At 49.3% G+C, this 25,997-nt stretch carries 11 protein-coding genes and 1 pseudogene; 5 read left to right on the top strand and 7 right to left on the bottom strand.

The window, feature by feature from the left end:
* Positions 1-484 precede the first annotated feature (484 nt).
* On the top strand, positions 485-682 hold the full coding sequence (locus H6F72_RS26965) for a hypothetical protein (RefSeq protein WP_190442707.1): 198 nt from the start codon (positions 485-487) through the stop codon (positions 680-682).
* A 96-nt stretch (positions 683-778) separates the two neighbouring features.
* Here H6F72_RS26965 and H6F72_RS26960 read toward each other — a convergent pair whose 3' ends face one another.
* The 3 genes from H6F72_RS26960 to H6F72_RS26950 form a co-directional block, all read right to left on the bottom strand.
* Positions 779-6,283: an ATP-binding sensor histidine kinase gene (locus tag H6F72_RS26960; protein WP_190442705.1), complete on the bottom strand. Its 5,505-nt coding sequence runs from the start codon at positions 6,281-6,283 to the stop codon at positions 779-781.
* 208 nt (positions 6,284-6,491) lie between these two features.
* Positions 6,492-7,274 carry an ABC transporter permease gene (locus H6F72_RS26955; protein ID WP_190442702.1) on the bottom strand — a complete coding sequence of 261 codons (783 nt, stop codon included), beginning with the start codon at positions 7,272-7,274 and terminating at the stop codon, positions 6,492-6,494.
* On the bottom strand, positions 7,271-8,248 hold the full coding sequence (locus tag H6F72_RS26950) for an ABC transporter ATP-binding protein (protein WP_190442701.1): 978 nt from the start codon (positions 8,246-8,248) through the stop codon (positions 7,271-7,273). Before H6F72_RS26950 ends, H6F72_RS26955 begins: the two co-directional genes overlap by 4 nt.
* A 213-nt stretch (positions 8,249-8,461) precedes the next feature.
* On the opposite strand from H6F72_RS26950, the gene H6F72_RS26945 reads away from it, so the two are divergent.
* From H6F72_RS26945 to H6F72_RS26935, 3 genes are all read left to right on the top strand, one after another.
* The gene (locus tag H6F72_RS26945) at positions 8,462-17,146 is read left to right on the top strand and encodes a non-ribosomal peptide synthetase (protein WP_190442699.1); all 8,685 of its coding nucleotides are present in this window, start codon (positions 8,462-8,464) and stop codon (positions 17,144-17,146) included.
* Positions 17,147-17,227: 81 nt separating this feature from the next.
* On the top strand, positions 17,228-21,991 hold the full coding sequence (locus H6F72_RS26940; RefSeq protein ID WP_242017165.1) for a non-ribosomal peptide synthetase: 4,764 nt from the start codon (positions 17,228-17,230) through the stop codon (positions 21,989-21,991).
* Positions 21,988-22,233, top strand: coding sequence for a hypothetical protein (locus H6F72_RS26935; RefSeq protein WP_190442695.1), 246 nt, complete (start codon positions 21,988-21,990; stop codon positions 22,231-22,233). Before H6F72_RS26940 ends, H6F72_RS26935 begins: the two co-directional genes overlap by 4 nt.
* Before the next feature lie 22 nt (positions 22,234-22,255).
* Here the strand turns inward: H6F72_RS26935 and H6F72_RS30560 are convergent.
* The 4 genes and pseudogenes from H6F72_RS30560 to H6F72_RS30550 form a co-directional block, all read right to left on the bottom strand.
* Positions 22,256-22,552: pseudogene (locus tag H6F72_RS30560) on the bottom strand (helicase-related protein); the annotation flags it as partial.
* 15 nt (positions 22,553-22,567) lie between these two features.
* Positions 22,568-23,929 (bottom strand): DNA repair helicase XPB, encoded by a 1,362-nt coding sequence (locus H6F72_RS26930; RefSeq protein ID WP_242017164.1) that lies wholly within the window; start codon positions 23,927-23,929, stop codon positions 22,568-22,570.
* Positions 23,930-24,079: 150 nt separating this feature from the next.
* Complete coding sequence (locus tag H6F72_RS30555) at positions 24,080-24,805, bottom strand: helicase-associated domain-containing protein (protein WP_242017163.1); 726 nt, start codon at positions 24,803-24,805, stop codon at positions 24,080-24,082.
* Between the two features lie 303 nt (positions 24,806-25,108).
* Complete coding sequence (locus H6F72_RS30550) at positions 25,109-25,435, bottom strand: hypothetical protein (RefSeq protein WP_242017162.1); 327 nt, start codon at positions 25,433-25,435, stop codon at positions 25,109-25,111.
* 402 nt (positions 25,436-25,837) lie between these two features.
* On the opposite strand from H6F72_RS30550, the gene H6F72_RS26920 reads away from it, so the two are divergent.
* Positions 25,838-25,997 (top strand): helix-turn-helix domain-containing protein (locus tag H6F72_RS26920; protein ID WP_190441518.1); only part of this gene is annotated, 160 nt, incomplete at its 3' end.

The following is a 25,997-nucleotide window of genomic DNA, read 5'->3' as shown; positions in this document are numbered from 1 at the left end:
AAACTCAAAGGTCCGTTCTGTGATCGGCTGCGGCTCAGACATCATCTATATTCAACACTCAAAACCTTATTATCTCGCGATCGCTTCTCATCCTTTTTGAATTCTGAATTTTGCATGCCACATGGCTGCCGCACAAAACTTCCACCCTTATCCATTTGCTGCCAGCTTTTTAGACCCAACACCACAGCGATTGCTCTCAAAAGTACGTACTTTTGTTAGAATTCACTCTCCCCCATTGGCCTCAAACCCTTATGCCTAAAAACATGCAACCGCTTTTTATAGGCATTAGGGGTTTCTTGAAGCCATCTCAACATCTCTTCCATTAACGAAAAATACAGTCATGTTTTGTCATAGAAAGCATGTACTTTCCTTAAATTTGCGATCGCTCAAAGGGGAAGAAGGAAAAGGGAAAGGACGCGATCGCTCAATTGCCTACTAGGTAAATGTTTTGAGGGTTTTCTCGTTTGTGAAGAAAGATCTGACAATGCATAGCGCCTTTTGCTGGGTCTTCCTCCCAGGTGAGTGGTTACATCAACTCAAGCCTGTGACTCTCAAAAAGCATGGTCGCAAGGCAAAGAGCATCTTTCGTTATGGTTTGGACTATCTGCGAAATATTATGCTCAACTTGGAGCAGAAAATGGATGAATTCTTGGATGCTTTAGAGTTTTTGTTCAGTACTTAGACCAGCAGTACTGAAGCTGGGGCAGAGCAACGCCTAGTGGAGTTGCTGACACTTGGGACAGAGTATGATTGACCTGCGCAGGTCAATCATACTCTTTTAATCTCCAATAGATTTCTGCCGAACAGGAATTTCAACAATAAATGCTGCGCCTTGACCTGGAGCTGACTCACATCTGAAATGACCATTATGCTTGTTGGCTACAATCTGGTAGCTGATGGATAAGCCCATGCCTGTACCAGCTCCAACAGGTTTTGTAGTAAAAAATGGATCAAACAACTTGCTGCGAACGTCTTCACTCATGCCAATACCATTGTCAATCACACGGATTCTCACCCAATCATTACTGAGTGTTTCTGTACAAATGCGGATAATGCCCAAAACAGATTCAGATCGATCCGATCGCTGTAACAGCTCACAAGCCTGCTGCCTCTGATCACAGCCCTCCAGAGCATCGATCGCATTACTGAAAATATTCATGAATACTTGATTAAGCTGCCCGACGTAGCACTCAACAAAGGGTAAGTCACCGTACTCTTTCACCACTTCAATGCCGAAGCTTCCTTTGCGCTGTAGTCGGTGCTGGAGCAGCAGCAGGGTACTTTCAATTCCTTCATGGATATTGACCGACTTCATGTCGGACTCATCCAGGCGCGAGAAATTGCGGAGTGACAGAACAATCTGACGGATACGATCGGCTCCAATACGCATCGAATTCAGGATTTTGGGAAGATCTTGAATGAGAAACTCTAAATCCATTTCCTCCGCTAAATTTTGCAGCTCAGGGGGTGTATGGGGATAATGTTGCCGATAACGCTGAATCAACTCCAGCAGATCATTGGTATAGCAGCTTGCATGAGTCAAATTGCCGTGAATGAAGTTGACCGGATTGTTGATTTCATGAGCAACACCCGCTACTAACTGCCCTAAACTTGACATCTTTTCGGTCTGAATCAACTGAATCTGTGTCTGCTTCAACTCATTGAGTGTCGATTCAAGCTGTCCGTTTTTCTCTTGCAGTTCTAATGTACGTTGTTCTACCTTTTGTTCTAGCGTGCGGCTATGGTCTGCTAGCTGAACGTTGGCTTGCTGCAAATCTTGAGTCACCACTTCTAGATTGCTATACAGCAGCGCATTTTCTAATGAGATTGCAGCTTGTGAGGAAAGCAGCTTCAAAATTTCTAAGCGCTCAGGCGTAAAGGCTCCTGTAGTCAAGTTGTTTTCAAGGTAGAGCAAACCAATCAGCTTGCCCTTATTAATAATAGGAGTACATAGAATTGACTTCGATCGCGTCTTTACAATGTAAGGATCACGCGCAAATTTCTCTTCTTGGGTCGCGTCATTAAGTACCAACGTTTCTTGAGTTCTTGCTACGTAATTAATGACTGATACAGGCAGTTGCTGGCTCGTGGAGACAAGCTGTGGCTGCCACACTGTGATTTCGTCTTGGTCTACACTTCCGGTTGCCTCTACCATGAGCTGACCGGCTCGCTCTAGAATCAAGCAGCTTGTCTGAGCGCCTGCATTTTCCATTACAATTGTCAGCAATTTATCCAGCAACTTACTGAGCACAATTTCGCCTGCGATCGCTTGCGATGCTTTCACAATCGTCGTTAAATCTAGGGCACTCACGCCTCCTGTAATGACTGTCGAAGCGGTTCTAGAGTGGGTCAACCCCCTCGTAGATGACTCAAGGGTCGATTGAGAGGACAACTTAGGATGCGCTGCCTCTAGCTCATTCACCTTAGCGATCGCACCCCAGCGAGCATAGCTACAATGCGCCTTCATGAGGTAAAGGTGAGCAATTTCCTCTCGTCCCTGTGAATGGTAGAAGGTCGCTGCTGCCTCGTTCGCAATGGCCTCTTCGTAAACATAGCCCTGTTCTCTCGCCCCTTTGATGGCGTGATCGTAATAAGCCATCGCTTCTAGCACTTGGCCCAAGACTCTCGCTTTTTCTGCCTCTACCAAATCGTATTTATGTTGGTAGTTTGCCGGAGCATGAATTGCCCATTGTTTAAGTTGGCTCTGATTGTGATTCACCTTTTCGAGATACTGCGCTTTCTCCTCTTGGCTTGCATTCTCGTAAACTGCCAGTAGCGATAAGGAATAGTAGAAGTTATATTCAACAAACTGCATAAAACCCACCATATTGCCGTGGTAAGGTTCTGCACTCTGAGCGTAGGTGAGTGCCTGACCATAATCTTTGAGAATATAGAGCAAAATCGTTTTTGCAAGATAGGTGAGGAAAAGCAGTGTGCCCATCTTTGTTTCGACAAAAATCGGTACCATTTTTAGCTCGTCAAAGCTCTCACCAACTAGACAAGTGCGATCGCTCACGTCATCGAGCAGGTTTAAGACCAGCTGCCTGACAATTTGAGTAAAGTAGATTTGATACTCTTGCTTGAGACTCAGCAGCAACTCGACATACTTCGCTTGCTTTTGATTAACTTCGCTTAACGGTTCTCCAACAAAAAATAGATAGTTACAGTAGGATGTGGAGTTATAGCAGGCATATTCTACATCGCCTGTATTTAACCCTGCCTGAATGCCAGCAAGTAAAGGGCTAATCGTCGTCTTAGCAGGCTCTTTCCAATGTCTGATAAAGACATTAAAGATATTGATTACTTTTGCCTCTAGCTCTTTAGCATGAAACTGTTCTTGCAATTTCAAACCCAATTGGCCAAAGCGATATCCTTCCTCAATGCGATTTAAGCCACCACAGAGGATTAAGCCATACAAGGCATACCCCATCGCTGCAAAGGAAGAATTACCGTGTCGCATCGCTAGACTAGCCAGCGTGAATGACATAGCAGGAAGTAGTTCTGGTTTGGCATTCAGGCAGGGAGTCAGGAGCGTAATCAGAATTTCCATTGCTGCCAGCTTGTACGGATCGCTCATCTCTGGCAGATGGATTAAATCTTCAACTACGACTTCCTGTGGTGCTTCTTGAGTCAGGCTTTCACCCAACAGGTCTAACACTTGCAACGAAGTCGCGATCGCATCCAACATTTGATTGCGAGCAATGTTGAAATAAATCTTGGTCTGGTAAACCTTGACTTTTTGCAAGAGATCTTGAGTATGTTCTAGAACAACTTCAGTGAGCTGCTCGGCTCGCTCAAAGTGGGTATTCAAGTACTCAACTTCAACGGTTTCGATGTGTAAAGCAGAGGCTAGCTCATATTGACTTTGCCAGCTATCTTCTGCAAGCAGATCCAAACCTGTGGTTAAGTACTTCAGCGCAGGTTCATATGCCGTTGCTGCTTTTGCTTTGCGTCCAGCTAGTAAATTTAATGCTGCTAATTCAGTTCTTTCTATTTGAGCAGTAATCAAGTCAATGCCAATGTTTAGCTGGTTGACCAAGTCAAAAATCTTTTCGTCTCGCTCTGCTGGTTTCGTATATTTCAGCAACAAGCGTCCCACCTTTAAGTGAGTTTCTTTTTTACCCTCTTCAGGAATCAGAAAATAGGCAGCTTGCTGCACCCGATCGTGAAGAAAGCGGTAACTAACCTCTAGTGTCTCTCCCGCAGCCGAAGAATCAGTTCCCGACGAATCAACCAGCGCCAATTTGTAGGTATCGCTGAGCGGTAAGACCAGTCCGCACTGTAATGCTTCCCATAACTCACCTGCTGTTGTGGATAAAGGCTTTTCGTTAACGATCGCTAATAAATTAAGATTAAATGTGCTACCAATACAAGCCGCTAACTTCAGGGCGTTTTGGGTCACGTCAGGTAGTTTTTGTAATTTGCCTACCATCAGCTCCACAACGTTGTCTGTGATGCCTACCTGCTGAATTTGCTCAAGCGTCCACTGCCACTGCCCAGATTCTACGTTGTAAGACAACAGCTTTTCTTGATGCAATGAGGAAAGCATCTGAGTCAAGAAGAAGGGGTTTCCTCCTGTTTTTTGCAGCAAAAGCTCAGCTAATGGTCTAGATTTAGCTGTATCACTGTGCAACGTATCAGCTACTAATTGATTCACATCATCAACAGCTAGCGGCGCTAAAGTAATTGTATTAACAACCGTTCCAGCGTTTTGAATGTCTTCCAACGCCAACATTAAGGGATGGGTTAGATTCACCTCGTTGTCTCGATAGGCTCCAATCAACAACAAGCATTGTTGGTCAGAAGCCGTCATTAACAGTTGTAAGAGCTTTAAAGAAGCAGAATCTGCCCATTGCAAATCATCTAGAAAGAGAACTAGAGGATGTTCTTTCTGAGCGAAAAGACTCAGAAACTGTTGAAACACTAAATTGAAGCGGTTTTGAGATTCAGATGATCCTAACTGAGGCACCGCTGGTTGCGATCCAATAATCAGCTCAACTTCAGGAATGACATCAATAATAACTTGACCATTTGGGTTGAGAGCCGTGATTAGTTTCTCTTTCCAAACCTGAATTTGAGCCTCACTTTCAGTCAGGATTTGTCGAATTAATTCTTGAAACGCTTGAATGAGAGATGCATAGGGAATGTTGCGCTTAAACTGGTCAAATTTTCCAGCAATAAAGTAACCACGCTGACGTACAACTGGCTTATGGATTTCATTGACTAAAGCCGATTTGCCAATGCCAGAGTAGCCCGCTACCAGCATGAGTTCGCTACGAGACGGAGCGGGGTGTTGAGAATCGAGAGTCGGGTAAAGTTCTTGGCTATTCCCTACGTCTGCTACGCGATCGAAGGCAGCCAGTAAGACTGCAACTTCCTGCTCACGACCATAGAGCTTCTGTGGAATTTGAAATTTAGCAGAGATGTCACGTAGACCAAGGGTAAAGTCTTCAACTACACCCGTAGTCTCTAACTGTTTCAGACAAGTCTCCAGGTCTACTTTAATACCGTAAGCACTTTGATAGCGATCTTCAGCCGTTTTTGCTAACAGCTTCATGACGATCGCTGATAGAACATGGGGAATCTGGGCGTTCAGTGTATGTGGAGGGAGAGCATTTTTCGCAATATGACAGTGGACTAACTCCATTGCGTCGGTGACTGTATAGGGGAGCTGCCCTGTGAGCATCTCGTAGAATGTCACCCCTAGTGAGTAAAAGTCTGTGCGGTAGTCCAGGGAGCGGTTCATGCGTCCGGTCTGTTCTGGCGACATGTAAGCCAGCGTCCCTTCTAATAAATTGAGGTTGCTAATAACTTGATTTTCTCTAGACAGACGAGAAGCAATGGAGAAATCGGTAATCTTAACTTGTCCAGTTGCGGCATTAATAATAATATTTTGCGGCTTAATATCTTTGTGGATAATATTTTTTTGATGGAGTTCTCCCAGGGTCTCTGCGAGTTGAATGGCGATCGCCAAAAAATCTTTAATAGTAAGCGTCCTAGAAGACAAGAACATTCTTAAAGATTCACCATCAAAATCTTCAAGAATCATTGCCTCCCCTGCACCAAAAGCTTCTAGCGCATAAGGCTTGACAACCCCTTTGATGTTGAGATCTTTTGAAAGCTCGTATTCATGCCGTAACCTAGCGATTTCTCTCTGTGTCGGATCGCTAGATCTTACCGTCTTAATGACAACGGATCTGCCGCTCTCTTTATCTTGACCACGATAAATAACAGTGTTGACGTTTTCATAAAGCTTGCTTGTAACGCTGTAATTCGAGTTCATCCTAATCGCGCCACTGGAGACAGGTTTATGTTTAAGCTAAAGCGCTGCAATAGTAAGATACCTACAGAACGAAATCTCACTATTACAGTGTTTTATGTTTCTATTGTGCGGTATACCTTAGTCTGGATACTTCGAGGGAATTACTGAACTCCAGTCGTCTGAAGCGTTGTATCAGCAAGTATTTCAGACAAAATATTTTTACAAACGCTTAGCGGAAGAGCTGAGGATAAATACGCCGCCAGGCTAAAACACCAAAGACGGTAGTGCACAGCAACATCCACAGCAATTCCCATAGCCAGAAATTGGGTAATCCCAAAGACCAGCGCAACAGATCAGTAAACGCAGAGAGAGGGAAAAATCCGGTAATAGTTTTCAGGAGGGGTGGTAAAGTATTTCTCGGAAAGTAAGTACCGCAGAAGGTAAACATCGGGATAATGAGCAGAAAAACAGGGATGTTCACCTGATCCATCGTTTTAACGCAACCAGCCGTGAATAGTCCGATCGCGGCGAACAACAAGCTTCCCAAGAAAATTAAGGGTAGTGACAAGACTAGGTGCCAAAACGAGTAGAGCCCCCAGACAACGGCTACCATGCCTGTCATAAAGCCGACTACTGTGCCGCGAGTTGCTGCCCACAGCCAATCACCCAAAAATACTTCTGTGAAGGTTAAAGGAGCCGTCAACATGGCCTGCCAAATCTTCTCAAAACGCAATCGGATGAACGTGCCGTAAGACCCTTCAAAGAACGATGGATAGAGTGCCCCAGCAGCGATCATGCCAGGAGCGAGAAAGGTGAGATAGCTAATAGTTTGCCCTTCGTAATTCACCTTGCCAATGAGTGGCGTTAAGCCAACACCAAACGAGACTAAGTACACGATCGGCTCTAGAATTGGTGGCAAGAAGTTGACAATCCAAGTGTTTTGAAACACTTTCAGATGTCGTCGCCAGACAGAATAGACTCCCCAAAGCGTAACGGTTGAGCGAATTTTCATTGTAGAGACCTACCTGTCAGCCGTAGAAAGACATCTTCTAAATTGGCGCGGCGACGAGTCAGACTGGTTAGCTGTATACCTCCCAGTTGTTGCCAGAGCTGATCAGGTTCATGGGCTGGCAATGCGAGTAAATAACTACTACCGAAGGGACTGCACCACACACCTGCTTGCGTTGCCAGTTGTTGCAGCACCGATTCGGCAACGCCAGCAACCTCCACAACTTCTGCCCCAATAATGCGCTCAATCAATGCTGCTGATGTGCCCTGATCAAGTACCTGACCTTGCTGGAGCAGTATTAGGCGATCGCACAAGCGCTGCACTTCATCCATATAGTGAGTTGTCAACAGCACTCCACAGCCATCCTGCTTGAGTTGACTGACCAACTTCCAAAACTCCTGCCGTGCATCAGGGTCGAGTCCAGTCGTTGGTTCATCTAGAAACACAATATGGGGTCTGTTAATCAACGCTCTTGCCAAAACCGCCCGTCGCTTCAATCCACCAGAAAGTTCGTCAGGCTTATATTTGCCGTACTCTTGCAGCCCAACTTGAGCCAATAATTCTCCTGCGCGCAGACGAGCCGCTTGCCCTGTGATGCGGTAGTAGTTGGCAAAAAAGACAAGATTTTCAAATACTGTCAGCTCTGGGTCAAGATTGTCTTCCTGGGTGACAATGCCCATGCGGGAGCGAGCTTGCTGCCCTTGTGTTTGTACCTGCCAACGATCGAGCTGCACGAAACCGCGATCGGGAATCACCGCGCCGTAAAGCATCCCGATTGTGGTGGTTTTACCAGCCCCATTTGGCCCCAGAAAGCCCAAGATCTCGCCAGCTTCCAGCGTGAATGAGACATCTTGCACCACAGCGCGATCGCCATAGGACTTGCACAAGTGATGGGCAACTAATGCCGTTGCTGGTAAAGATTCGGTGATCGGATCGTCAATCTTCGTTCGATGATGATTTGGGAAGAGTTGACGCATAAGAGCTTCACCAGAAACAAAAAGACTTATCACATTGTTTTGTAGAGTTCCCAGGTTGTACTCGAAAGCTAAGCTTTGCTTCAAAATCTTAATTTGCTCGATGTTTAACCACACCCTTCCTTGTAGCAAGTTGGCTTCATAGGTCAATCGTGCTGTTTCTCGGGAACACTACAGTTGTTTAATTTATTCACCTGTTCTGATCCCACCCACCGCATGAACAACAGTATTAGGGAAGTCTTGATCCACAATCTGTTTGAAGCCCAAGCACAGCGATCGCCCTCTGCAATAGCGGTGGTGTGCGAACAGGGACAGTTAACGTATCACGCGTTGAATGCCCGTGCCAATCAGCTTGCTCGGCATTTGCAAACGCTGGGGGTTGGGCCTGATGTGTTGGTGGGTTTATGTGTCGATCGCTCCCTAGAGATGCTGGTGGGTATCCTTGCGATTCTCAAAGCAGGTAGTGCGTACGTCCCACTAGATCCGGCATATCCCAAAGATCGGCTTGCCTGGATGCTAGAAGATTCACAGGTATCTGTGCTGCTGGCTCAGACAGGAACGTTGCCATCTTTGCCTGATCATTGTCTTAATGTGTTTTGCCTAGATGCCGACTGGGAAAAGATAACTGACTATGACCCAGAAAATTTAGCCTCACAAGCGACAGCGGCGAACCTGGCATACATCATCTACACATCAGGTTCGACAGGAAAGCCCAAAGGGGTGATGATTGAACATCGATCGCTGGTGAACTACACGCAAGCTGTGATTGATGCTTACGAGATGAGCGATCGCGATCGTGTCCTCCAATTTGCTTCGATTAGTTTTGATGCCAGTGCCGAAGAAATCTATCCGTGTCTCTGCGTTGGGGCAGCCCTAGTGCTGCGGTCTGAGCTGATGCTGGCCTCGGTTTCTACCTTTTTGCAAGCTTGTCAAACCTGGCAACTCACTGTGCTCAGCTTGCCTACCGCTTACTGGCACGAACTCACGGCTCGCCTGGAAACCGATCAATTAGCACTCCCTGCTAGTCTCCGTCTCGTTGTTATTGGCGGAGAAAGGGCATTACCTACACGATTGGCGGTTTGGCAACAACAGGTTGGCAAGCGAGTCCGTCTGTTAAACACCTATGGTCCTACTGAATCAACTGTGATTGCAACGCTGTATGACCTATCGGAGGCAGTGATTGATCTAACGGTTGAGTTGCCGATTGGGAAAGCGATCGCCAATATTCAAACCTACGTACTCGACCAACATTTACAGCCTGTTCCCCTAGGTGAATCGGGTGAACTCTGGATTGCTGGCGCAGGTCTAGCGCGGGGGTATTTAAACCGTCCTGATTTAACTGCTGAAAAGTTTATTCCAAATTTTTTCTTGAGGGATGAAGAACAGAGAGTAGAGAATGGGAATGGCTCTCCAACTTCTCACTTTTCACTCTCCGCTCCTCGCCTCTACAAAACCGGAGATCTAGTTCGTCAACGTCTCGATGGCAACTTAGAGTATCTAGGGCGAATTGATGATCAAGTCAAAATTCGGGGCTTTAGGATTGAATTAGGAGAGCTAGAAGCGCTGTTAGGACAACATCCTCAGGTAGAAACAGCTGTGGTTATTGCTCGGGAGGATGTTCTGGGTGATAAACAGTTAGTGGCGTATGTTGTGCCTAAGGCAGGAAGCAGTGAGCAGTCAACGCTTCAGCTTCGCAGCTTCATGCAAGAGCAACTACCCATTTATATGGTGCCTACTGCCTTTGTGCGGTTGGAATCACTGCCACTGACGGTGAACGGCAAGATCGATCGCCGTGCTCTGCCTGCTCCCGATCGCACTACCTTTGAACCAGCAGAATATATTGCCCCCCACACAACAACTGAAGCTCAGTTGGCAAATATCTGGGCAGAGGTGTTGAAGCTAGAGCGGGTCGGCATTACGGACAACTTCTTTGAACTAGGCGGTCATTCTCTATTAGGAACGCAGGTTGTCTCTCGCATTCGGGATCTCTTTCAGGTGGAAGTACCACTACGACACCTGTTTAATGCGCCTACGATCGCTGAACTCGGCAAGCATTTAGAAGCTGTAGGAGTCGAGCGATCGCCTCTAGACACCATTCAGCCCATTCCCCGTACCGAAAAACTACTGCTTTCCTTTGCCCAACAGCGGTTGTGGTTTTTGGATCAGTTAGTACCGAATAGCGCGTTTTACAACATTCCACAAGCATTGCAATTAAATGGATCGCTCAATGTGGCAGCGTTTGAGCAAAGCTTAAATGAAATTGTTCAGCGTCACGAGTCCTTAAAAACAACTTTTGCTGCGGTTGATGGACAGCCATTTCAGGTGATTGCACCCACTCTGAATGTGCCGCTACCCGTGATAGATCTGCGATCGCTACCGCAACACCAACGGGAAATTGCCGCCCAGAGTCATGTCATCGCAGCCGCACAGCAACCATTTGATTTAGCTCAGGGGCCACTGTTTCGTTGCCATCTCTGGCAGATAGACGAAGCAAAATATATTCTACTGCTGACAATGCATCACATTATTTCCGATGGATGGTCGATCGGCGTGTTGATTCAAGAGTTGGCAGCACTCTATGAGGCGCATGCTCTCAATCAACCATCTCCGTTACCCAAGCTTGCAATTCAGTATGCTGATTTTGCCCAGTGGCAGCGGCACTCAATGCAACATCGTGGGCAGGAGCAGCTTGCATATTGGAAACAACAACTTGCGGGTGCCCCTGCAGTCATGGAATTGCCGACCGATCATCCGCGTCCCTCGGTGCAAACGTTTCGGGGAGGTGTGCAATCGTTTCTGCTACCTGCTGCACTCAACCCATCGATCGAGTTTTTGAGTCAGCAGATGGGCATCACTCCCTTCATGACACTTCTGGCTGCATTTCAACTTTTACTCTATCGCTACACCCGGCAACACGATGTGGTGGTAGGTTCACCGATCGCCAATCGTCACCGGGCAGAAGTGGAGGCGTTGATTGGTTTTTTCATCAATACATTGGTGCTGCGGACTGATCTATCTGGCAATCCGACAGTTTCGGACTTACTGAAGCGAGTCCGGGAAGTTGCCCTAGAAGCCTATGCCCATCAAGATTTGCCGTTTGAGCAGTTGGTAGAGGCACTTCATCCCGATCGCAATCTCAGTCATACACCTTTGTTTCAGGTGATGTTTGTCTTGCAAAATGCTCCGACACCATCATTGGAATTAGCTGGCGTAATACTGCATCCCCTTCAGCTTGAAAATGGGGCACGGCTAGATTTGACTGTTGCAATGGACAGCACGGAACAGGAATTGGCCAGGTTTGATTTAACGTTGTCGTTGGAGTATACCGAACACGGACTGCTGGGCATTTGGGAATACAATACAGAGCTATTTGAAGCCGACACGATCGCGCGAATGGCGGGACATTACCAAACCCTATTGGAAGGGATAGTTGCCCATCCTGAATGCCACTTATCGGAGTTGCCGATTCTCACCCCAACCGAACAGTCGTTATTAACAGCATGGAACCAAACCGATGCTGCTTACACCACCAACCTGTGTATCCACGAGCAGTTTGAAGCGCAGGTTAGCCAGTCTCCACAAGCGATCGCGGTGGTGTTTCATCAAACGCAACTGACGTATCAGGAGTTGAACGATCGCGCCAATCAGTTAGCACACCATCTCAAACAGTTGGGCGTTAAACCAGAGAGTCTGGTTGGTTTGTGTGTGGAGCGATCGCCTGAGATGATTGTGGGTCTGCTTGGCATCCTCAAAGCAGGTGGGGCGTATGTGCCCCTTGATCCTAGCTATCCCAAAGAGCGGATTGCCGCTATGGTCGGTGATGCTCAGGTTGGAGTGCTGCTGACTCAATCAAAATGGTTGGCGACCTTGCCAGATACCAGCGCCCAAATTGTTTGCCTCGATCGAGACTGGAAGACTATTGCTCAGCAACCGTGCGAGAATCCGGTTCATCACGCACAACCCAACAATCTGGCTTATGTGATTTACACCTCTGGGTCTACGGGCAAGCCCAAAGGTGTGATGATCGAACATCGATCGCTTGTAAACTTCACGCAAGCAGCGATCGCGGCGTATGAAATGACAGCCAGCGATCGTATTTTGCAGTTCGCCTCTGTAAGTTTCGACACAGCAGCTGAGGAAATTTATCCCTGTTTGACGACGGGTGGCACATTGGTGCTGCGGACTGATGAGATGTTGGGCTCGGTGGCAACCTTCATGCACCAATGCCAGGAGTTGCACCTGACCGTGTTGGATCTGCCGACTGCTTATTGGCATCAGCTCACGACACAGTTGGCATCAGCTCAGTTGAAATTGCCAGCATCTCTGCGGTTGGTGATCCTTGGTGGAGAAGCCGCTCTCCCAGCACAGGTTGCCACCTGGAATACCTACGTCGGCGATCGCCCCAAGCTGATGAATACTTATGGTCCGACTGAAACCACAATCGTAGCAACAGCCGCTTCTCTCTCTCAGCCCGCCATTACCGACAAGACAGCCATTCCTATTGGCCGCCCCTTATCTAACGTGCAAGTCTATGTGTTAGATCAAGACTTGCAACCATTACCAATCGGCGTTCCTGGCGAACTCTACATTGGGGGCGCAGGCTTGGCGCGAGGCTACCTCAATCGTCCAGAATTAACAGCAGAAAAGTTCATTCCCAATCCATTTTTCAATCACGGGAAAACATCCCTTACACCCCGACTTTACAAGACAGGTGATCTCGTTCGGTTCCGTGCCGATGGCAATCTAGAGTACTTTGGCCGCCTCGATCAACAGGTGAAGGTTCGCGGCTTCCGGGTGGAATTAGGTGACATTGAATCAGCACTAGGCCAGCACCCCGGTGTACAAGAGGCGGTTGTTCTGGCGAGTGATGATGTCCAAGGGAATAAGCGACTGATCGCCTATGTTGTCTCCAATCTCATTCCCGATCGCGTGCCGATGCAGATTCCCTGTCGGGTAGAAGCGGGCGATCGCACCGTAGAACTCTGCACAGAAGACCTCTCACTGGGAGGGCTTTGCCTTGGAAATGCACCCGATGATTGGCAGCGCGGACAGCCCGTGCAGTTATGCCTGCAGTTACCGACTACCACTGAACCCATATTTCTAGAAGGACAGGTTGCCTGGAACCAAGAGCAACGAGTCGGCATTCAATTGAGTTTGACTGCACTTCAGCAAGCGTTATTGCAACAAGCAGTGCATCACCTGCTAGAAGCACAGGGATTTTTAAGGACGCTCCAGCGCACGCTGACTGAAAACTTGCGGCAATTTCTGCAGTCTAAGCTGCCAGACTACATGATTCCATCTGGGTTCATGCTGCTGACCACGCTGCCTATGACACCCAATGGCAAGATTGATCGCAACGCATTACCGACTTTTAACCCAGCTTTAACAACGACCGCAACCGACTTTGTAGCTCCTCGTACAGCCGTTGAAGAAGTCATGGCAGAAATTTGGGCAGAGGTCTTGGGGCTAGAACAGGTCAGCACTCATGCCAATTTCTTTGAGCTAGGGGGACACTCACTTCTAGGCGTACAGATTATTTCTCGGCTCCGCACAATCTTTCAGGTCGAGCTGCCGCTACGTAGTTTGTTTGAAGCACCCACGATCGCTAACCTTGCTCAAGCTTTAGAAATAGAAAGCCATCGAAACGACCAACAAGCAGCTCCGCCATTGCTCCCGGTACAGCGCGATCGCTCGCTTCCACTATCGTTTTCGCAGGAGATGATGTGGGTACTGGCGCAACTCCAGCCTAATGTGCCCTATTACAACCATACCTTTGCCCTGCGCTGGTCAGGGGCACTCAACCAGGCTGCACTAGAGCAAGCGCTGCAAGAAATCGTGAGACGGCACGAAATTTGGCGCACAACCTATACAACGATAGACGGTTTACCTGTGCAAGTGGTGCAGGCAGCGACAAAATTCACCGTGCATTGTATTGATCTACAGAGTCTACCTGAAGGCGATCGAGCGGCAGAAGCTATTCGACAGGTGACAGCAGACGTTCATCGTCCCTTTGATCTCAGTGCAGATTTGCTGCTGCGATCAACCCTGGTTCAATACACCGAAACCGAGTATCAGCTCTTCATCACGCTGCACCACATCAGCTACGACGGGCTTTCGCTCTCAATCCTATTGCAAGAGTTAGAAGCCCTATACATGGCTTTCCAGGCGGGCAAACCTTCTCCTTTACCTGAGCTGCCGATTCAATATGCAGATTACGCCTTTTGGCAACGACGTTGGTTACAGCCAGATGTTCTAGAGCCCCATTTAGCGTACTGGAAGCAGCAACTCACCGATCTGCCCACATTGCAGTTACCTACCGATTACCCACCGCCTGCAAACCCAACCTTCGCTGGAGCCAGTTACAGCCTCGCTTTCTCCAAAGAGCTGACCAACAAACTGAAAGCACTTTGTCGCAAAGAGAGCGTAACGCTGTTTATCACTTTGCAGGCAGCCTTTCAAACTCTACTTGCTCGCTATACCGGACAAACCGATATTCCAGTTGGCTTTATTACGGCAGGGCGCGATCGCCCAGAGCTAGAGAACTTGTTGGGCTTCTTTGCCAATTTCTTGGTGCTGCGATCGGATCTGTCTGGTAATCCCACTTTTCGAGAACTTTTGGTCAGAGTACGCGAGGTTGCACTGGCTGCCTATACCCATCAGCACGTTCCCTTCCAGAAGCTAGTCGAAGTATCGCGATCGGATCGACGCTTGGGGCAAAATCCGCTTTACCAAGTGATGTTACTCCTCGATCCCCCGATGTCAAACGATACCCCTGGCTGGACGCTAGAGTATCCTAGTCCAGTGGAGAATGGCACCGTAACCTGCGATTTGCTGATTACATTGAGTGAAGGGGCAGACGGGCTGACGGGTCAACTGTCCTATAGCACTGAACTGTTTAGCGCTGAAACCATTGCCCGGATGGCAGGCCATTTTCAAACTCTGTTAGAAGGTATTGTTAGCAATCCAGACGGAACGCTGGCGGCTCTACCCCTCCTGCCGATCGCTGAACAGCAGCAGCTACAGGCGTGGAATCAAACCCAGGTTGCCTACCCGCTAGAAATCTGTTTGCATCAGTGGATTGAAATGCAGGTGGAGCGGACACCAGATGCAGTAGCCGTTAGCTTTGAAGGGCAACATCTCACCTATCGAGAACTGAATGAACGAGCAAATCAACTCGCTCACTACTTACAGACACTTGGCGTAAAACCAGACACGCTTGTGGGCATCTGTGTCGATCGCTCCTTGGAGATGGTGATCGGACTCCTCAGCATTCTCAAAGCCGGCGGTGCATATGTCCCCTTCGACCCCAGCTATCCATCAGACCGTCTAGCGTTCATGCTCGAAGATGCGCAAGTGCCCATCTTGTTAACGCAAGCTTATCTAGTCGATCAACTCCCGCCCCATCAGGCACAGACACTTTGCCTTGATACAGACTGGCAGCAAATTGCTCAAGGCTACAAGCACAATCCTGATAGCGGCGTTACGTCTGACAACCTCGCCTATGTGATTTATACGTCCGGTTCAACTGGCAAACCCAAAGGCGCGATGAATACCCATCGGGGCATCTGCAATCGCCTGCTGTGGATGCAGGATGAGTATCAGTTGACCAAGGACGATCGCGTTCTGCAAAAAACCCCCTTCAGCTTCGATGTCTCCGTCTGGGAATTTTTCTGGCCTCTGATGAGTGGTGCACGTCTAGTTGTGGCTCGACCAGAAGGACACAAAGACCCAGCCTACTTGGTGCAGGTGATTGCCGAGCAGCAGATTACGACCTTGCACTTCGTCCCCTCGATGCTGCGGGTGTTTCTCGAAGAACCAGGTGTAGAACGCTGTGACTCGATTCGCCAAGTCATGTGCAGTGGGGAAGCGCTGCCCCTTGACCTCCAAAACCGTTTCTTTGAGCGCTGCAGTGCTCAGTTGCACAACCTGTATGGCCCCACCGAAGCGGCAGTTGATGTGACGTACTGGCACTGTCAACCAGAAGCTGATCAGCGCTCAGTTCCCATTGGCAGACCGATCGCCAACACGCAGATGTATGTGTTAGATTCTCAGCTCCAACCTGTTCCCATTGGGATTGTGGGCGAGCTCTACATCGGTGGCGTAAATGTTGCCCGAGGCTACCTCAACCGTCCCGAGCTGACAGCAGAGCGTTTTATTCACGACCCATTCGTAGGCAATGGGGAACCCCCCCCCACCCCTCGCCTGTATAAAACAGGGGATCTGGCCTGTTACCGCCCTGATGGTGCGATCGACTATCTCGGTCGCATCGACCATCAGGTGAAGTTGCGCGGCTTTCGGATTGAACTCGGCGAAATTGAATCTGTTCTGACACAACATCCAACGGTGCAAGCGGCGATCGTCATCGATCGCGAAACAGCGTTGGGTGACAAACAACTCGTTGCCTATGTGGTTGCTCTACCGGGACAGACGATCCTATCTCAAGACTTGCAGGCCTTTCTCCATCAACAACTGCCGGAGTATATGGTTCCCGCTGCTGTTGTCACGCTGGATACGCTACCTGTCAACGCAAATGGAAAGCTCGATCGCAAAGCGCTACCAGCACCGGAACAGACACAATCGGAAACTCCTTTTGTAGCGCCGCAAACTCTGATAGAGAAAACCTTAGCAGGTATCTGGCAGGACGTTTTGGGATTGGAGCAAATCAGCATCCACGACAACTTCCTGGAACTAGGTGGACACTCGCTGCTAGCAACTCAGGTCATCTCGCGATCGCGAAGCCTCTTTCAGGTGGATATCTCTCTGCGCCACTTGTTTGAGTCGCCCACTGTGACAGCGCTTGCTACGGTCATTGAACAGCTTCAGGGCAGTAGTTCTGTGGTGCCAGCCATCGGCGCAATTTCTCGGAGTGCTCGACGGGTTAAACGGTCGTCTTTGCAGTAAAGGCTTTCGTAGACATTGGGTGAAGGCACTGGTCGGACGATCTCGAACCATCACTTTTTAGGCGGTATCAGGAGCATGAGCATGCTATTTGACGTGAATCACGATCCTCACATTGAAGAAGATTTGGAAGACGACCAATTGGAAGACGAGGTTCTCATCTTTCCCATGTCCTTCGCTCAACAACGATTGTGGTTTTTGGATCAACTGATTCCCGATCGTTCGCTCTACAACTTGCCGCTGGTGGTACGACTACAAGGAACACTGGATGTCGCAGCACTGGAAAAGAGTGTTGACGAGATTGTGCAGCGGCATGAGAGCCTCCGAACAACTTTTGCCACAGTTGATAATGAACCCGTCCAGGTTATTGCGCCGACAGTGCCCTGGCAACTTCCAGTGGTTGAGTTACAGCACTTGCCGGAAGGCGATCGCCAAATAGAAGTACAACGCCTCGCCGCAGCAGACGCACAACAGCCATTTGACCTCAGCACTGGCCCCTTGATGCGAACAACTCTGTTGCATCTATCTGCTACTGAGCATGTGCTGTTGCTGACCATGCACCATATCGTCTCCGATCTGTGGTCGTTCAACGTGCTGTTTCAGGAACTATCTGATCTGTATGCGGCGTTTTCTCAAGGCCAACGCTCACCACTGCCAGAACTCTCGATTCAGTATGCTGACTTCGCTCAGTGGCAGCGTGATTGGCTTCAGGGAGATGTGCAGACTAAGCTACTTAACTACTGGACACAACAGCTTGGGGGTCATCTACCCATTCTGGAACTGCCGACCGATCGCCCTCGTCCAGCAATTCAAACGTTTCGCGGTGCAACCCACTCCTTTGTAATCGGCGATCGCCAACTCGCCGCCCTCAAAATTGTTGCCCAGCGGGAAGGGGTAACCCTGTTTATGATCCTCTTAGCCGCGTTCAAAACGTTGCTGTACCGTTATACAGGGCAAGAGGATATTCTTGTCGGTTCACCCATTGCCAACCGCGATCGCGTTGAAATTGAAGGTCTGATTGGTTTCTTTGTGAATACCCTTGTGCTTCGCACCAGTCTCACTGGAAATCCCAATTTTCAAACACTGCTGAAGCGAATCCAGCAAGTCACCTTAGACGCCTATGACCATCAGGGATTGCCCTTTGAGCAGTTGGTAGAAGCGCTGCATCCAGAACGGAGCCTGAGTCAAAATCCGCTATTTCAGGTGATGTTTGTCTTCCAGAATGCGTCTGTTTCGACCCTCACTTCTGATTTAATGCTCAGTTTTGATCCGATTGAAAGCCCGACATCTAAATTTGATTTGAGCTTTGCAGTGGAGGAAGAAGCCGACACTCTTAAAGTTGAAATCGAGTACAGCACAGATTTATTTGATGCCGCCACGATCGCTCGAATGGCAGGACATTTTCAAACATTGATCGATGGGATTATCACCAACCCCAATCAATTGCTTTCTGAATTGCCCTTGCTCAGCCTTGCCGAACAGCAGCAGCTTCAAGCATGGAATCAAACTCAAGTCGATTATCCGTTGGAGCGTTGCCTACACCAGTGGGTTGAAGCCCAAGTGGAGCGGACACCAGATGCAGTAGCCGTCAGCTTTGAAGGGCAACACCTTACCTATGAGGAACTGAATCAACGGGCGAATCAACTCGCTCACTACTTACAGACCCTCGGCGTGCAACCAGACGTGCTCGTGGGCATTTGCGTCGATCGCTCCCTTGAGATGGTCATCGGGCTCCTCGGCATTCTCAAAGCAGGCGGTGTCTATGTCCCCTTCGACCCCAGCTATCCATCAGAGCGCTTGGCGTTCATGCTAGAGGATGCTCAAGTCCCCATCTTGTTGACGCAAGCTCATCTGCTCGATCGCCTGCCTTCCAATTTAGCCACTGTCCTTTGCCTGGATGCAGACTGGCACCAGCTTGCTCAAGGCTCAACCAACAATCCGCAGAGCGGTGTCACGGCTGACCACCTCGCCTATGTCATCTACACCTCTGGCTCTACAGGTAAACCTAAAGGCGCGATGAACACCCATCGGGGCATCTGCAACCGCTTGCTGTGGATGCAGGATGAGTATCAGTTGACCAAGGACGATCGCGTCTTGCAAAAAACCCCCTTCAGCTTCGATGTCTCCGTCTGGGAATTCTTCTGGCCGCTGATGAGTGGTGCACGTCTGGTCGTGGCTCGACCGGACGGACACAAAGACCCTGCTTATCTGGTGCAGTTGATTGCCGACCAGCAGATTACCACCCTGCACTTTGTTCCCTCCATGCTGCGGGTGTTTCTCGAAGAACCCAACATAGAAAGCTGCCACACCATCCGACAGGTTATGTGCAGTGGTGAGGCACTTCCTGTAGATCTGCAAACCCGTTTCTTTGAGCGCTGCCATGCTCAGTTGCACAACCTGTATGGGCCCACCGAAGCTGCTGTCGATGTCACCTTCTGGCATTGCCAATCGGAAGCTGATCAGCGCTCAGTTCCCATCGGCAGACCGATCGCCAACACGCAGATGTATGTGTTGGATGCTCAGCTTCAGCCTGTGCCGATTGGGATTGTGGGCGAACTCTACATCGGTGGTGTGAATGTTGCGAGGGGCTACCTCAACCGTCCCGAATTGACAGCAGAACGCTTTCTTGGCGATCCCTTTAGGAAAGATGGGAAAACCCACCTCACTCCCCGCCTATACAAAACAGGCGATCTGTCCCGCTACCGTCCCGATGGTGCGATCGACTATCTCGGTCGCATTGACCATCAAGTGAAGCTGCGTGGCTTTCGCATTGAACTCGGGGAAATTGAATCCGTCCTGGCACAGCATCCTGACATTCAAGAAGCGGTGGTTGTCGTTCAAGAATCCCTCGGAGGCAAACGCTTGATTGCCTACTTAGTAACCACCCTCTTACCCGATCGCCTTCCGGTGCAACTCAAGTGCTTAACAAGTGTGAATGGTCTCCCTCCCGTTGAAGTCACGGCAGTAGACTTGTCCTTTGATGGAACCTGTTTGATGGGAATTTCAGCAGATGGAAAACCTGGTCACACAGTGCAGTTAAGGCTTCAACTACCTGGAGCGACTGAAGAACAGCAGTTGGAAGGAACGATCGCATGGCAGCAAGGCAATCAAGCTGGCATTAAGTTTAATCTCACCCCAGATCAACAACGTTCACTGCGGCATAGTGTTGAATTTCTCTTTGAAGCTCAAGGCTTCCTCAAAACGCTACAGCGCAGTGTCACTCGAAACTTACGAGATTTCTTGAACCAAAAATTACCAGATTATATGGTACCCGATCGCTTTGTATTACTGCGATCAATGCCGCTCAATGCCAACGGCAAAATCGATCGTCGTGCCCTGCCCACCCCTGAACAAGAGCGACTTGAGGCAGAAACCGCGATCGCGCTACCCCAAACCGTTGTAGAACGACAGTTGGCAGACCTCTGGAGTAAGCTTCTTGGCATGCAACAGGTGAGTATCCACGACAATTTTTTTGAATTAGGTGGTAATTCACTGCTAGCTGCTCAGCTAGTTGCTGCTATCCGAGAAAGCCTTCAGGTGAAGTTACCAGTACGTTGCATGTTTGAGCAACCCACGATCGCGGGGCTCGCTCAACTGATCAAAACAATTGATCAAGAAGGAATCACATCCCTCACACAGACGCTTGCTTTAGAGGCCGAAGCCATCTTGCCTCCTGAAATTTCACCCAGTAGAGCGCAGGTACTTGAGATGAGTCAGGTCTCTCATCCTCAACACATTCTACTTACAGGCGCAACAGGGTTTTTAGGCGCGTTTTTGCTGCAAGAGTTGCTACAACGCACTGAGGCTCACATCTATTGCTTAGTTCGGGCGACAACTGTTTCTGAAGGGTTAAGCCGCGTACAATCCACATTAGAAAAATACCAATTGTGGCAGTCAGCATTCAATCAGTCTCGTATTAGTCCCATTTTGGGAGATCTTGCCCAACCGTTGCTGGGTCTTGCACCCAATGAATTTGATCGATTAGCCGCTCAGATTGATGCGATCTATCACAACGGTGCGGATGTCAATTTCTTCAAACCCTACACTCAGCTCAAAGCCCCGAATGTTTTGGGAACTCAAGAAGTTCTCAGGCTAGCGTGTCAAACCAAAGTTAAACCTGTTCATCACATTTCCACCGTTTCAATCTTTGGCAATCCTTCCAGTGACTCATCCATTATTCGAGAAGATGAGCCGATCGACGGTCATGAAACCCATTTAGATCTGGGCTATTCCCAAAGTAAATGGGTTGCCGAAAAGCTAGTGTGGATCGCTCAATCAAGAGGGTTACCCGTAACTGTGTTTCGAGCAGGTGCGATCGCAGGATCAAGCCAAACTGGACTCAGCAACAGCAAAGATTTTGAATTTAGTTTCATTCGAGGCTGTATCCAGATGGGAGTGTTCCCTGATGCAGGAAATGAACAGCAGTCGTTTGTTCCAGTCGATTATGTCAGTCAAGCGATCGTTCACTTATCCCAACAGCCACAGTCACTCACAAAAGCCTTCCATATGGTACATCCTTTCCCAATTGGCAAAGTAGAGTTTTTCGAGAACATTCAGGCATATGGCTATCCCCTCAAAAAACTGCCCTATACTCAATGGCAAGAGATTCTTTTACAGCAAGAGCAGAACGCGCTGAAAAACGCTCTCATCCCGTTTCTGCCTCTATATAAAGAGGAAAGCGACCAGGATCTATCTGCTCAGTTGGACTCTGATCAAATTGATCCAACCTTTGAGTGTCGAAACACCTTGGATGGTTTAGCCAACACAACGATCAACTGTTTATCGATCAACCAGCTACTAAAGGTATATTTGCCTGTCTTACTCTTCAATTCTCAATCCTTGAATTGACACTCCCAGTCCTGACTTTAGCCTATGGAGCTGCAACCTTGGTGGGACGAAAACTGCGTCAACGAGGAGTGGCTCATTACATTGCTCGTCTCTCACAATCGCAGCGAAGTCGCTCTAGACATAACCATTTTTATACGGGTTTGTCTGCCTACAGCTGGGTCAACTTTACCGACACCTATGCAGATTTGGTTGATGCTTTATTGCAACTGAACCCTGGAAAGCGACCGTTTTATCAACATTGAACGCAACTTCGGCAATTCGCCCTCACTCGGCAAGAATTTCGATGTGATAGCTGTATCCCTGCTCAGCCAGAAACAACTGCCGATGACGGGCAAACTCTTCTTCACAGGTACGCAAGGAAACCAGCGTGTAAAATTGGGCGCTGCGACCATCCGACTTGGGGCGCAAGACTCGACCGAGCCGCTGGGCTTCTTCCTGCCGGGACCCGTACTTACCAGACACCTGGATCAGCACATCGGCATCGGGCAAATCGAGCGCAAAGTTGCCGACTCGAGACAGAATGAGCCCAGAGATTTCACCGGAGCGGAACTGCTCGTAGCAGCGATCGCGTTCTGCTTAGGGCGTTTTCCCTGTCACCAGCGGTAGCTCAGTCAAAGTGGCGAGCTGCTTCAGTTGATCCAAAAATTCTCCAATGATCAGGATGCGATGGCCATGCTCCTTCTGTAGCAGCGATCGCACCACTTCGTGTTTACGCGGATTTTCTGCGGCAATCCAAAACTGGTGGCGCTTTTCAGCAACGGCATATTCCATCTGTCGGGCTGTAGTTTGAGAAATGCGAATTTCAGTGCATTCTGCTGCCGCAATAAAGCCTTGACCTTCAAGTTCGCGCCAGGGCACATCGTAGCGTTTGGGGCCAATCAGAGCGAAAACATCTCCTTCTTTGCCATCTTCACGAATCAGGGTGGCGGTCAGTCCCAGACGGCGACGGGCTTGCAGTTCAGCCGTAATGCGGAAGATGGGAGCGGGCAACAGATGTACTTCGTCATAGATAATCAAGCCCCACGATCGCGCCTTAAAGAGTTGAAAGTGCGGAAACTCCCCGTCTTTGCTGGCGCGATAGCTCAGGATTTGATACGTCGCTAACGTGATCGGAGCCGTCTGTTTTGATTCACCACTGTATTCAGCGATCGCATCGGGGGGCAGTGTCGTTTTATCCAATAGCTCCCGCTGCCATTGACGAACGGAGGTAAGACTGCTGGTGAGAATTAGGGTATTTTCCTGCACCTGAGCGATCGCAGCTAACCCGACCATTGTTTTTCCAGCCCCGCAGGGCAGCACAATCACACCGCTACCGCCCTGCGCCCGTCCCGCCTGATAAAAGGCTTCTGCCGATGCTTTCTGATAATCGTGTAGGACAAACGGTGCACCGGATGCGCTGATGGGTCGCAACTCTAACTTCAGCGCATCGCCTGTGACATAACCTGCCAAATCTTCCGCCGGATAGCCTGCCCCTAGCAGCGACTGCTTCAAGACACCCCGATCCCCAGCATTGACCGCAAACACTTGATCGGACAGGCGGTCTGCGAGATACTTTGCTACCTCATTAGTGCGGCTGAGCAGTTCGGCGAGCGGCACATCAGCAGTTTTGAGCAGCAGGCGATTGTCGTCGCGCTTAATCACGGTCAGACCATAGCGACTGCCCAAAGCACTAATTTCTTGGGCGACTGCTTCGGGCATGGGATATTTGACATGGTCACGCAGGGCGGCAATCATGTCAGCAACGAGCATTCCGGCGGCACGAGCGTTCCAGATACTCAGCGGTGAAATCTGATAGGTGTGGATATGTTCAGGGCTTTTAATTAGTTCCGCAAAGGGGGCGATCGCCGCACGAGCCGCATCCGCACGAGGGGAATGCACTTCCAGCAACACAGAGCGATCGCTTTGAATAATCAGCGCATTTTCAGCAACGTAGGACATGATTTAGCTCAACCCTGGCAGACTGTAGCCCAACTTCTTTAACCCATTGCGAAACTTAGTTTCTGTTTCGGCAGGAACCACCAAATAGCACGCCTGTCCCGCAACCACCACTTTCGGCTGATCCGCAATAAAACAGAACGCTTTGGTACGTCAATCACTGGCAATTCGGGCGGCAAGCGCAGCGTCAGCGCAGCGAATCAATCGGGCAGAACCTAAATCTTGCAAACTGGTGGTGCGGGTTTGCAGATCGGCCAGAAACTGAGCCACGGGCTGAGGCAAGGCTTCACCGCTGTTGGCAATCAGCCAGTCTTGCAGTTCCGCCACAGTGCGACCCTGCGCGATCGCATCCAACAGCTTGGCCTGATCCAACTTCCACACGACGTCAGACACGGAGGCAAGAAAACTGTTGAGCATCAGGCGATCGGCGCGAGACAACTCACTCACCGCCACAACTTCTAAATTGGGCAGAATTCGCAGCACCTGTTTCTGCATGGGAACCGCAGGCTGGTAGCGATCGCTCAGGCCCAAACAGTAGGCACCGAGCGCATTCAGGCGGAAATACGCCAGTCCATCGTAGCGGCTCAACGTGTTATCACTGTAGTAATCGTTGCTGGGTAATATCAAAAAGCCCTCGTCCGGATGCAGATAGGCTACATCGATTAAGCCCAGCGTCGACACATACTCAAATAGAAAACATAGAAGATATCGCGCTTCTAAAAGTAGCCAACTACCGTCGTAGAGCGAACCGTAACCCTCCAGGGAGAGTGTCTCGCTGTTGCGGCTGACCTCAAAGTCATAGCCTGCGGCAATCATGTAGCGTAAAAAATCGGACAGTGCCACCCATTGCGTGATCGGGCAATCTTTCAGGGCATTCACAATCACACTGCGTCGTCCAGCGACGGCAGTGAGGCTGCGTTTGGCTTTTCCGGTTTGACCTTTGATACTGTCAATTCGCCGCAGTTCATCCAGACGGGTTGTTTTCAGCCACTGTTTTTATAACGTTTGCAGCGTCTTTTCAGGCGGATTATTGATCGCTTTTTGTTCAGTCTTCGTGAGAACCAACCGTTTACCGCTCAATTCTACGAGCTTGCCTGCCTGCAACAGCATCACCCAGGCAAATGGCTTGATAGCGCCGATGTCATAATTGTAATCCCATCCTGCGGGCGATCGCTTGGCGACCTAATCGCTATAGTAGTCGCCCTCTTCCAACACTTCAGCAATCGCTGTTAGGGTCGCGCTTGGCGGGAAAAACGTTTTGTCCCTGATAAAGACTTTGCCCAAGTCTATTAACTGCAAAACCGTCTGCAAATCTCGTCCCGCAACCGCTTCAGTTTCACGAATACTCAATGGGAATTCAACTTGTGTGGAATGCTGTTCGCGATCGCGGTAGTTATATTCCACTAGCGTTCGCGTCAGAGTGGGTGACAGCGTTTCTAGACTTTCAATCCGCGTCGGTTCGGGCGGCGGTACAAATGTTTTCAGTTGCGCTTTTAGGTCTTGCGGCATGGTAACGCTATAGAAAAACAGCCCCAAAATCGACGGATTGCTGTGTGAATAATAGGATAAGCGATTGCCAGTCGTCCAAGTCGCTTCTGCACCATACTTACTGACAAATCGATCCGGCTAGTAGTAATCATTGGGGCTATGAACGATTTCAGCGATCGTGGCCTGCTGCCATAGCGATCGCAGCGATTTGCCTTGCATTCGTTCCATCACGTAACTGACAAGCTCGGCTTTGGGCGTTGGAATTTTACCAGATGGCAACAGTTGCGCCAGTGCTTTTAGCTGATCGACGGTTTGATGATTGAGTGCTTCGAGCAGTGTAGAAATTTTCTCAGGCTGGTGGTATAGCCCTACGTAGCTGCATTAGGACGCTATTCTAGAGGGAGAGAAGCGTTGGGAACAACTATGCCTGCCCCTTACAGCTATGACCTGCGGCAAAAAGCGATTGAAGCTTTTCAGAGTGGAGAAGGCAAAAGCGACGTCTGTCGCATGTTTAATATCAGTCGCAACACCCTAGACCTGTGGCTGAAGCGGCGAGAGGAAACAGGGGATTATCAAGCCATTA

Source organism: Trichocoleus sp. FACHB-46, assembly GCF_014695385.1.
In the GTDB taxonomy this organism is placed as follows: Bacteria; Cyanobacteriota; Cyanobacteriia; order FACHB-46; family FACHB-46; genus Trichocoleus.
This window is presented reverse-complemented; position numbering and strand designations above follow the sequence as displayed.